This window comes from Okeania sp. SIO2F4, assembly GCF_010672385.1.
Taxonomy (GTDB): domain Bacteria; phylum Cyanobacteriota; class Cyanobacteriia; order Cyanobacteriales; family Microcoleaceae; genus Trichodesmium.
On sequence record NZ_JAAHGT010000260.1, the window covers coordinates 1 to 10916 of the forward strand.

Sequence of the window (10916 nt, forward strand, 5' to 3'; positions counted from 1 at the left end):
GAGTATGGCAGAAAAATCACTCTGACAATTCTTACTCCTACCTCCTCGCTCCCACCATTTCTCCTGTCTCCTTTCTCCTGACTCTTAACTCCTACCCATACCATGCATACTTTTTCAGCAAACCCTAATTATTATCAATTTGCAGCAACCTTTTTTGCCAATTTTCCTAATAATTTAGGAATGATTCATGGCAAAATACTTTTAATATGGGTAGCCACAAGATCGGGTTTTTCCAACATTGATAGATGACCACATTCAGGAATTTCTAGGACATTTTCACCGCAACCTTGAAACATCCAGTGAAAACTAGCTAAATGTCGTACATATCTAGGCTCCATGATTGTATCTTTGGCTCCGACAATAAAGTAAACAGGTTGTTTTAATTCTGATACTACTTGTGGGAGTCGATTAACCTCTGATTCTGTAGTGGACTCTAATAAACTTCCTAGGGAAGCTTCATAAGATGCGGCAACGAAATCGAATAATAGTTGTCGTCCCCATTTACGAGAGAGGGGAGTAACAACTTGAGTCTTGGTATATATTTGTTCAATCAAAGGTAGATAAGGTAGCCAACGAGGACGAAATTTAATTATTTGTGCCCCTGCGAATCTAAATCGCTCAAATTCTTCTTTGAGATAAATTCCACCACCAGAGTTGATACATACTACTGTTTTAATAATGTCGAGGATTTTATATGCTCCGTTTAGAGCAATAGTCCCTCCCAAGGAATGACCTATTAAGCAGGCACTAGAGATGTTGAGTTTTGCTAGTAGTATTGCTAAGTCTTCAGCATAAGCGGTAAGACTGTAGGTAGAAACTAATTTTTTTTGGGTTGAGTGGATTTGAGAATCACCAAATCCCCGCAAGTCGTAAGATAAACACTGGTAATCTGCTGATAGTCTGTGGATTAGAGGTTGCCAGTAGTGACGGCTTAAAAGCCAGCCATGTATAAATACAAGTACATGGGGAGATTGAGTAGAGTTTGTCAATTGATAGGCGTGTGGAACCCCTCGAATATCTATAGTTGCCATATTTTTATTTTAAGTAGGACTTGCTGAAAAAGTCTTATGAGTAAGGGTGGGAGTCAGAATTCAGGAGTCAGGAGTCAGAAGAAATGGGAATTATAAAGGAGTTAGGATTCATTAATTGATAATGGATAATTACCTCTGCTAAAAACCAAGAGGATTAATTATTAATTATTAATTATTAATTATTAATTATTAATTATCAATTTAGTACCTTTCTCCCATCAATCTCTGCCGCACACCTTCTGCGATTTTGTGGCCTAAGTATTCTGGAATCAAACTTTCATTTGGCCCCAGAAGATAAAGAATGAGGCGAGTTCGCCCACGCCAAACTAATAAGTTGGCATTAACTACTAGCAAATCTTCCTGCCAGATGGCATACATGACTTTGTAGAATAGACCTGGTTGATTATCAGCTTCAATTAATAGTGCTGGTAGATGAAATACAGGATCAACATAAAATTCTGTTGCTACTTCTTCTAAACCACTATCTAGATTAAATTCTACTGCCAACATTTCTTCCACCTCAAAGTGGCCTGCTAGTGATTCACGGATGGCGCGACAAACATTTTCTGAGGTTTTCTGTGTTAATGCTTTGCCCCCCCGAGATATTACTAATTTGATAAAGACCAACATTGGTGGGTAAATTTGTCCATAAAGACTGAGGCTATGAATAGTTAGTCCATAGGCAGCTAATACTCCAAAAATATCACTGAGTAAGAATGATTGATTTCGGTAGGTAAAGTGCAGAGCACTTTTGCTGCTTTCTGGTTTTAACTCTATTACAGCTTGTTTGCTTTTATACAACTTATATGCTAGTTTAAGGTTTTGCAGTTGAATATCACTACTGACAAATTGTTCATAAAACTGTGGAAACGCTCGGTTGAAGCGCTTTAGCAGTTCTAGTGTTGATGATTTTAAACCCGGAGCCATAATCGAAGAGAGGGAACGGGATATATACTATCTAATAATGTCATCCAATTTCTACTAACTTAACCACGCCTGCATGGGTTTCTGGAAAAATTTGTTTACCGGTTCTGAGCCAATATCTCAGTCTCAAAATTTAGATTATGAAAGATACACAACTATTGGGGGACAAGATGCTTCTTCTCAAGCTGTTCGTTCTCCTGATAGAAGTAATGGACGTATCTTTTTTAGTACGGATCGAGATATAGATATCTATGAACTCGAAGATCTTTGTAATGCTGTTGGTTGGTCTCGTCGCCCATTGCGTAAAGTCAAAAAGGCCATTCAACATAGTTTTCTTGTGGTCTCTATGTGGCAGATGCGAGGCTCTCAGCGAAGACTGATTGGTTTTGCTAGAGCAACATCTGACCATGCTTTTAATGCCACTCTTTGGGATGTGGTTGTTCATCCTGACTTCCAAAGCAAGGGCTTGGGAAAAGCATTGATGAATTACATAATCAAAAAACTTCGTAGTGAGGATATAAGTAACATTACTTTATTTGCAGACCCTCATGTTGTTGATTTTTACCGAAATTTAGGTTTTATTTCTGACCCAGAGGGAATTAAAGGAATGTTCTGGTATCCAGATTAGCTGTTTTTGAGTTGATTGGATATGGCTAAGTGAGTCGTATTATATTATAATTATCAACTTAGAATTTAGATTTTTGAGCTGGGGCATTTTACCTGGTTTGATTCTTGTCTATGATTGTGTCAAATGGACTAATAGTGAACTTAGTAAGGTTGATTAAAAGTTATTGATTTGTTGAATAAAAATAATAAATACTAATGATTTTTAACTACAATACTTGAGAAGGAGTTGGATTTAGGTGCAAATCCAGGCCATTAAGTAGCATCTATCTAAATAATTTATAGAATTTTTGCTGCTAAAAATTTCCTGAACATACCTACAGGTTTGATTTTGACAATTTTTTCCAATTTTTTTTCACAAAGTTTGCACAAAGATAGAAAATTGAGCTATAATAATATTAGTTCAATCGGGATGTAGCGCAGTTTGGTAGCGCGCCTGCTTTGGGAGCAGGATGTCGCAGGTTCAAATCCTGTCATCCCGATATATAAATAAATAACCATAATTTACCTAAGTGTGAAAATTAAGTATCAACTTAGGAAAATTTATATCAAGGTTGGTTTAAGACTATTGCTCTCGATCAAAGAAGTGTCGGTAGTCCTGCATGGTAATGGTGAGGATATATATATTTTTTTTAATTTCTCCGACACTCCCCATCTCCCCATCTCCCTACACTCCCGGTGCTTCCTTTACCATTACTATGCACCACCACCGAAGTGTCGTATAGGAAAACTAATCTATCAATCTTGAAAGTTTTCACAGTAGTGTCTTAAGCTACAGGAAATAAAGCTGCTGGGCTAGCATTGTCTAGGAGCTACTTCCCATTGGCAACTTACTGTGGAGTCAGCCTAAGACCAGAAAAAAATTCAGCCCATGCTCCTGGTTTTTCAGGAAGAGGATGTAAATTATAATAAGTTAACCAAACCTAGTTTGATGTCAAAAAATTGGCAAAACTTGAGGAAAATTATTTTATATAATGCTGTAAGTTAATAAATATGCTCAATCCAGCTATCTTGGAATATTAAGCTCTAAGCTCTCTTATTTTTTCAGCTTCAGCAAATGAAATATTTGTGTTATACTAGGTTATAGTTATTATGATTTGGTCATAAAATATAAATTATACTCTATTTAGTGACTTGGTAAATATACCATAGATTATTGTCGAGTTAGGATAATAATTTTTGTATATTTATTATGACTGAATAAGAAAATAATTTAATTTTATGATTAACGATAAATCAGATTAAGGTTAAATAATTGAATGGTTTAACTTTCAAAAAAATAAATAATTTTTTGACATTAATAAAAATATAGTTAGATAGATGTTTTGCTAATAGTAAATAAAGATTAGGAATCTGATTTTTATAGAATAAACTGTTTTCATAATTGCCCTGATATCTGTATTTGAAAAAGATTAAATCATATTAATTAGTTGCATATTGGACGAAAAACTGAAGTTTTTTTTGATTTATTTTGTGGTTGCTTGATATTCATAGTTTTTGAAATTATAATATTTTAATAAAACAGGAGAATTTATGAAGTCATTAGTTCGCTTAAGTGCAGTGTTAGGAATAGTAGCTAGCACTTTGATAGGACCTTCTCTGAAAGATATGTCTGCATTAGCACTGCCTGAGAAAGAAGTGTTACAGAAGTTAACTCCTGTACCTGTATTTACAATTACCGATCAAAATGGCTCTCCTCTTGTTGCTTCGATTAAAAGAGAAGGTAATGACGATAATTCTTCTGTAGCGGGAGTTTTTATTAGTAAGAGTGATGCAGATGCTTTTGTGAATAAATTAAAAGGAGAAAATCCCGATTTGGCCGCTACGGTTAAGGTTGTTCCTGTGTCTTTAGGTGAAGTTTATGAAATGAGCCAATCTACACAACAGAATGGTCAGAAACTACAATTTGCTTATGTTCCAATCAAAAGGCAGGTTGAATCTGCTAAGGCTTTACTTGAGCAAAGTGGTCAGGATGTGAACCAATTTAATGGGGTACCTTTGTTTATGGCTAAAGGGGGACCTGATGGTGGATATTTGACGATTCAGCGTGGTGAAAAGCAAGTTATTCCTATGTTTTTTAATAAGGAAGATTTGCAAGGAATGTTGGAGCGGGCTAAGACTCAACAACCTGATGTATTTTCTTCTGTGAAGATTGAGGTTGTGAATCTTGAGGGTGTAATTAATGCCTTGGAGAAGGATGACGATCCTTTCTTGGAAAAAATTATTTTTATTCCTCCACGGGAGTCTTTGGAGTTTGTACAAAAGTTAAAACAATCTGGTAGTTCTGGTAATTAATAGGTTGATATTCTTGGCGATATTATAGATGGACTTTTCCTCGAAGTGTGTTGTTTCAGGTGTGGAACTTTGGCGATGGTATTGTCAAACTAAGACTGATGCTTTGAGGGTAGGTATATCTGTTGCTGAGGTTGATTTGTTATTACAGGAGTTTGCTGGACTGGATCGATTAACTTTGCGTTTGGAGTCTTTTAAAGATTGGCCTAATGTTTCAATGGAGCTTTCTTTAGTTGATTTAGATGGTCTTTGGCGCCGACGTTTGGAGGATAGGGTTCCGCTTCAATATTTAACTGGGGTTACTTATTGGCGGAATTTTTCTTTGGAGGTGGGTTCTGGGGTTTTGATTCCTAGACCGGAAACTGAGTGTTTAATTGATCTGGTTCTGGTTGCTACTAATGCTATTTCAGAACTTCGGGAAGGAATTTGGGTGGATCTGGGAACTGGTAGTGGGGCGATCGCTTGTGGTTTAGCGGATGTGTTGACAGATGCTTCGATTTATGCTGTCGATTGTAGTCCAGCAGCTTTGGCTATTGCTAGACAGAATGCTGTTAAGTTGGGTTTGGAGCGTAGAATTAATTTTTGTGAGGGTTCTTGGTGGCAACCCCTGGAGCATCTGCAGGGTAGGGTGAGTGGGATGGTGGCGAATCCTCCTTATATTCCTAGTGGTATGATTTCTAGTTTGCAAGTAGAGGTAAGGAAACATGAGCCTCGCTTGGCTCTTGATGGTGGTATTGATGGTCTAGATTGTATTAGATTTTTAATTGAAACGGCTCCACTATATTTGGTTTCTGGTGGGGTTTGGTTGGTGGAGATGATGGATGGGCAAGGGGAGATGGTGGCTGAAATGTTGCAAGATAATGGATCTTATTGTCGGGTTGAGATTTTTCGGGATCTTGAGGGTGTTGAGCGGTTTGCTATGGCTTATTTGAAGTAGCAAATATCATTTTCTTAAGCTTCAAAAATTTTCACGGGGTCTTGTTATGGAATAAGTTGAAAATATAATTTATATTGCTTTTTCTGGGTGTGTGTAGGGTTTTCCATATATATTCAGGCTTTTCCAGCTTCACATATCCCATTCTCGCCTGGTAAAACACCTGCTTTGGCAGCCCAACGTAATTTACATTTACCTTTTTGATCGTATGTGATATTAAAGTTTACAGGTTTGTGATTCTTCTTAGGAGGAAAATTAATATCTCCTACTAACACTGGCTCTGCAATATTCGTATCTACTGAAAATGAATGCTCAAGAAGAGTTGCCCTTCCTTCTACTTCTGTTATTCCATGTGCTTTGCTTGGAGGTGTGACGTCAATAATTTTAACTGTTCCAACTTCTATATGATCTTTCTTTATCGGTTTATATTTGACTTCAATTCTCTTATCTTCTTGAAATAGATTTTGGCAATGTTTATTTGCACAATTACCTATTTTTATTCCTAAAGAGCATCTAATTTCTGGAACGACAGAGGAATAGCTATACCTATTACATAAACATTTAGTATTTTAGCCCAACTATTTTGTTCAGAATTACTCATGGATTTGATGGATAGGTCAAAGGTAAAATATGGTATTTATTAAAATTTGGATGATATAAATACTATACCAATTCTACTTTCCTTTAAAATAAACCTTTGATTTTAATCAGGACAACTACTTTGAAATAATTGAATTTGAAGCTCAAATCATTTTCTTAAGCTCCCAAGGCTGGAGGTTTTTTGTGCCAGAGATGCTGGAATTACCTCAAATTTTCAAAAATTAAAAAACGAAAATTGAAATAAATAAGCTTGGTGTCTATTGAGATTGTAATTGAAGGAGCGATTTCTGCTAAAAATTCTTAAGCTTTTTGATATTGTAGCAGGACTGGCAGCTCGACCTGACAGAGGAGATTTAATTTTTCCAGCGAAGGTTTGCAGTTAAAATAAACCTTTGATTTGAATGGGGAGTAACTGGTAAGAATAATTGAATTTAAAGCTCAAATCATTTTCTTAAGCTCCCCAGGTTGGAGGTTTTTTGTTTCACAGATGCTAGAATTGCCTCAAATTTTCAAAAAATTAAAAATTAAAAAATGAAAGAAATAAGTTTGGTGTCTATTGAGATTCTATATTTAAGGAGTGGTTTCTGCTAAAACTACTAGCTTTCTTGCTGATATTGTAGCAGTACTGGCAGCTCGACCTAAGAAAGCCGATTGAATTTTTCAATCAGGGGCGCAGTGAAAATAAACTTTTGATTTTAATGGGGAGTAAGTGGTAGAAATAATTTAACACGACTTACGCAGAGACACTATATATAGCGTCATATAGGGTTCAAAAACTATAACGTTATAAATATGTAGTGTTTAGAACTCAAAAATGGGTAAGTCCTGTCTAATTTGAACCCCAAATCATTTTCTTAAGCTCTCCAGGTTGGAGATTTTTTGTCTCAGAGATGCTAGAATTGCCTTAAATTTGTCAAAAATTAAAAATTAAAAAATGAAAAAAATAAGTTTGGTGTCTATTGAGATTCTATATTTAAGGAGCGGTTTCTGCTAAAACTACTAGCTTTCTTGCTGATACTGTAGCAGCACTAGCAGCTCGACCTAAGAAAGCCGATTGAATTTTTCAATTAGGGGCGCAGTGAAAATAAACCTTTGATTTGAATGGGGAGATAAGTGGTAGAAATAATTTAATTTGAATCTCAAATCATTTTCTTAAGCTCCCCAGATTGGAGGCTTTTTCGTTCTGAGTCGCTGGAATTGCCTTAAATTTTCAAAAAATTAAAAAATGAAAAATAAAATAAATATATTTAGTGTCTATTGAGATTCTATATTTAAGGAGCGGTTTCTGCTAAAACTACTAGCTTTCTTGCTGATATTGTAGCAGCACTAGCAGCTCGACCTGAGAAAGCCGATTGAATTTTTCAATTAGGGGCGCAGTGAAAATAAACCTTTGATTTGAATGGGGAGTAAGTGGTAGAAATAATTAAATTTGAAGGTCAAATCATTTTCTTAAGCTCCCCAGGTTGGAGCTTTTTTATGTCAGAAGTGCTAGAATTGCCTCAAATTTTCAAGAAATTAAAAATCGAAAAACAAAAGAATGAATTTAGTGCCTATTGAAACTGTTATTGAGGGAGCAATTTCTGGTATGGTTGTTAGTTTTCCTACTGATACTGTACCAGCATTAGCGGCTCGACCTGACAAAGCCGATTTAATTTTTCAAGCGAAGGATCGTAGTCAAGATAAACCTTTGATTTTAATGGGGGCAACTGCTGAATCTTTGTGGCCTTATGTTTGTGGGAGTGATGAAGAGTTACAATTATGGCAAGGAGTGGCTAAAGAGTATTGGCCTGGTTCCTTAACTTTGGTGTTGCCTGCTGCCGAAAAAGTGCCTAGGGTAATGAATCCTGTTAATCCAACTACAATTGGACTTAGGATTCCTAATTGCGATATTGCTAGGGAGATAATGGCTAAAACAGGGCCTTTAGCTACTACGAGTGCTAATTTATCAGGCCAGCCTCCTTTGGAGCGGATGACTGAAATTAATGCTCAATTTCCAGATGTGTTAGTTCTTTCGTTGTCCCAGAGTCAGGACATGATGTTAGCTTCTGGGGTCCCTTCGACTGTTGCTAAGTGGAATGGAATTGCTGGTTGGGAAATCTTGCGTCAGGGAGCGGTAAAGTTGTAGCGCTACGCGCAAGTCAAAAGTCAAAATTCAAAAGTCAAAAGTAATCCCTGATGCTTGGAGAGAGCATTTATAAATGTCCGCACCCTATTTGCATAGTGCTATAAAATTTTAAGGTACTGTTAAAAAATTTAGTATTTTTAGTGGAATGGCTGGGAACGATTTTTTCTTTTTGGCATTAGGATTTGGATTTGGGTTAATAGCTAGTAGGTTATGGTCTAGGCAAGAAAGTCAGAATTTATCAACGCCTTCTGTGGAGTCATCTCCTGAAGAATCTAATTCTGATTCTGAACAGCTTGAGAATATTTTAGAGCAATTGAAACATACTCAACTAGCATATCAGATGGCTTCTGAAATGAGTAAATTTAAGGCTGGTTTTTTGGCTCGAACTGCTCATGAGTTGCGATCGCCGATTAATAGTATGATTGGTGGATTGCAGTTAGTTATTTCTGATTTAGCTGATGACCCGGAGGAGGAACGTGAGTTTGTGAAGCAAGCTTATAATTCTGCTTTGAAAACTTTGGGGTTATTGGATGAGATTATTTATGTGGCTAAAACTGAACATGGGACTGAGAGGGTAAAGATAGAGTCGCTGCAGCTAAGTCAGGTGTTTGAGGCGGTGGAAAATTTAACTTATATGCAAGCTGCTAATCGTAGTATTCGTTTGCAAATATCACCTCCTGAAGGAGATGTTTATGTTTTGGCAGATGAATCTCGTCTGAAGCAGGTTTTGGTGAGTTTGATTGATACTGCGATCGCGGAGATGGATGAAGGTAGTGTGAATGTTTCTGTTCATTCTGCTAAGGAATCTGGTTATGTTCATATTTGGATTGACGATCAACGTCCTATTAGTGCGTGGAGTGAGTCTTGGGATTTGCTCAAAAATAATTTTGAAGAGAATGCTGAAAAAAAAATGAGTGCTGATTTTCAGCTTTCTCCTGGTATGAGGTTGTTAATGAATCAAACTTTGTTAGGAATGATGAACGGACGTTTGGAGGTGCTAGCGACTCCTTCTGATGGTGAGGAGTCTAATTTTAATCGGACTCAATGTTCGATTCCGATTCATCGAGAGGGTGCTGATAGTTAAGTGTATGTGGCAAGTAGTGATGGTTGATTTCTAGTTGTTAATTCGATTTCTCCTTCTATGGGTTGATTGTGTAATATCATTGTTGTGGTTTGATTGTGTTGAAATCCGATTCGTTTGTAGAAGTTTTGTTGATAGGTTGTCATTAGGTAAATTCTTTCTACATGACACATTCGTGGATGACTTAAAATTGTCTCAACTAATTTTCGTCCTAGTCCTCCTCCTTGATAGTTTGGGTGAATTACTATATCCCAAATTGTACCTCTGTATACGCAATCTGATGTGGCGCGACCAAAACCTATCATTGTTTGATTATCCCAGACACTGACGACTGGGTTACTGTTGGTAATGGCTATTTCTAAGTCTTCTATTTTTCTATTTTTTGCCCAAATTGCTGCTGAGTTAAATAATGCTACGAGTTGGGAAATGTCTACTTTTGAATGACCTTCGTAGAATTGGATATGACGGTAATCTCTGGTAGTGTTTTTCATCTTTTTTAGTCAGCTCTCTATAGTTTCAATTTACTCAATCAATTCTTTTGATTTTTGTCTATTTATGTTTAGATTGAATATTGGTTGGGGCTAACTTTTATCTAGATTTAAGTATTTTTATCTGCTTAAAATATAGATAAAATTAATAAATTATTTTGATTTTTTTTGAGTTTTTTTCTAGTGTGGATTATTTGACTTACCTCCTTGTTTTTAAGGTTAGTAATATATATTTTTTTGCTGAACTATTTTGTATAATATCATTCTTTTTTCTAATAATCAATATGTTTTTTATGTGTTTTTTTGTTAAATTTTTATGAGAATGTGGAATTAAATTAAGTTATAATTATATATGTAAAATATTAATTTTTTGTGTAATTATTTACGATTTTTGAATAAATACTAATTATAATAGTTGCGATTACTCTTGATACATTTTCAAATTTATTCTTATACCAATTCACTTTAAAGATGTCACAAATAGTTTCAAACTTTAAATGTCAAATAATTCTCTCAAACCTTTCTCTTGTAAAAGTTTTGAGCCGATCCAATCTAACTTCTGAATTCTGAATTCTGAATTCTGTGAAATGGTATTAGTATAAGAATTTAACTTTTAAGTTTTAATTTTTGACTAAAAAATAAGGTCAATAGCTTCCCCTTGGATAGGGGATGAAAAAAATCAACTTCACTATTTCAAGCTTCTGGCTTGATTTAGAGGTACTGGTAACTGATAACTGATAACTGATAACTGATAACTGAAATGACTTGAGGTAGATTGAGTGGTAATGAATATTTGCTGTTTTTTCTAGAAACAGAT

At 35.7% G+C, this 10916-nt stretch carries 10 protein-coding genes and 1 tRNA gene; 6 read left to right on the plus strand and 5 right to left on the minus strand.

The window, feature by feature from the left end; all coding sequences use genetic code 11:
- Positions 1-185: 185 nt before the first annotated feature.
- Positions 186-1031 carry an alpha/beta fold hydrolase gene (locus tag F6K22_RS17435; protein ID WP_293100312.1) on the minus strand — a complete coding sequence of 282 codons (846 nt, stop codon included), beginning with the start codon at positions 1029-1031 and terminating at the stop codon, positions 186-188.
- 201 nt (positions 1032-1232) lie between these two features.
- Positions 1233-1958, minus strand: a complete 726-nt coding sequence (locus F6K22_RS17440; RefSeq protein ID WP_293100315.1) for a hypothetical protein — start codon at positions 1956-1958, stop codon at positions 1233-1235.
- 73 nt (positions 1959-2031) lie between these two features.
- Between F6K22_RS17440 and F6K22_RS17445 the strand changes: the two genes are divergently transcribed.
- Entirely contained in the window at positions 2032-2583 is a 552-nt protein-coding gene (locus F6K22_RS17445) for a GNAT family N-acetyltransferase (protein ID WP_293100318.1), read from the plus strand.
- 404 nt (positions 2584-2987) lie between these two features.
- Positions 2988-3061 (plus strand) — tRNA-Pro (locus tag F6K22_RS17450).
- A 150-nt stretch (positions 3062-3211) separates the two neighbouring features.
- On the opposite strand, the gene F6K22_RS17455 is transcribed toward F6K22_RS17450, so the two are convergent.
- Entirely contained in the window at positions 3212-3337 is a 126-nt protein-coding gene (locus tag F6K22_RS17455) for a hypothetical protein (protein WP_293100321.1), read from the minus strand.
- A 775-nt stretch (positions 3338-4112) separates the two neighbouring features.
- Between F6K22_RS17455 and F6K22_RS17460 the strand changes: the two genes are divergently transcribed.
- Together F6K22_RS17460 and prmC are read left to right on the plus strand one after the other, a co-directional pair.
- Positions 4113-4874 carry a Tic22 family protein gene (locus F6K22_RS17460; protein ID WP_293100324.1) on the plus strand — a complete coding sequence of 254 codons (762 nt, stop codon included), beginning with the start codon at positions 4113-4115 and terminating at the stop codon, positions 4872-4874.
- 28 nt (positions 4875-4902) lie between these two features.
- The gene (gene prmC / locus F6K22_RS17465; protein ID WP_293100327.1) at positions 4903-5808 is read left to right on the plus strand and encodes a peptide chain release factor N(5)-glutamine methyltransferase; all 906 of its coding nucleotides are present in this window, start codon (positions 4903-4905) and stop codon (positions 5806-5808) included.
- 113 nt (positions 5809-5921) lie between these two features.
- On the opposite strand, the gene F6K22_RS17470 is transcribed toward prmC, so the two are convergent.
- A complete protein-coding gene (locus F6K22_RS17470) occupies positions 5922-6080 on the minus strand; it encodes a hypothetical protein (protein ID WP_293100330.1) in 159 nt (52 codons plus the stop codon).
- Between the two features lie 1862 nt (positions 6081-7942).
- On the opposite strand from F6K22_RS17470, the gene F6K22_RS17475 reads away from it, so the two are divergent.
- Together F6K22_RS17475 and F6K22_RS17480 are read left to right on the plus strand one after the other, a co-directional pair.
- The gene (locus F6K22_RS17475) at positions 7943-8530 is read left to right on the plus strand and encodes an L-threonylcarbamoyladenylate synthase (RefSeq protein WP_293100334.1); all 588 of its coding nucleotides are present in this window, start codon (positions 7943-7945) and stop codon (positions 8528-8530) included.
- Between the two features lie 145 nt (positions 8531-8675).
- Complete coding sequence (locus tag F6K22_RS17480; RefSeq protein ID WP_293100337.1) at positions 8676-9614, plus strand: sensor histidine kinase; 939 nt, start codon at positions 8676-8678, stop codon at positions 9612-9614.
- Here the strand turns inward: F6K22_RS17480 and F6K22_RS17485 are convergent.
- Positions 9611-10102 (minus strand): GNAT family N-acetyltransferase, encoded by a 492-nt coding sequence (locus tag F6K22_RS17485; RefSeq protein WP_293100340.1) that lies wholly within the window; start codon positions 10100-10102, stop codon positions 9611-9613. The two genes, F6K22_RS17480 and F6K22_RS17485, sit on opposite strands and share 4 nt — an antisense overlap.
- Between the last annotated feature and the right edge of the window lie 814 nt (positions 10103-10916).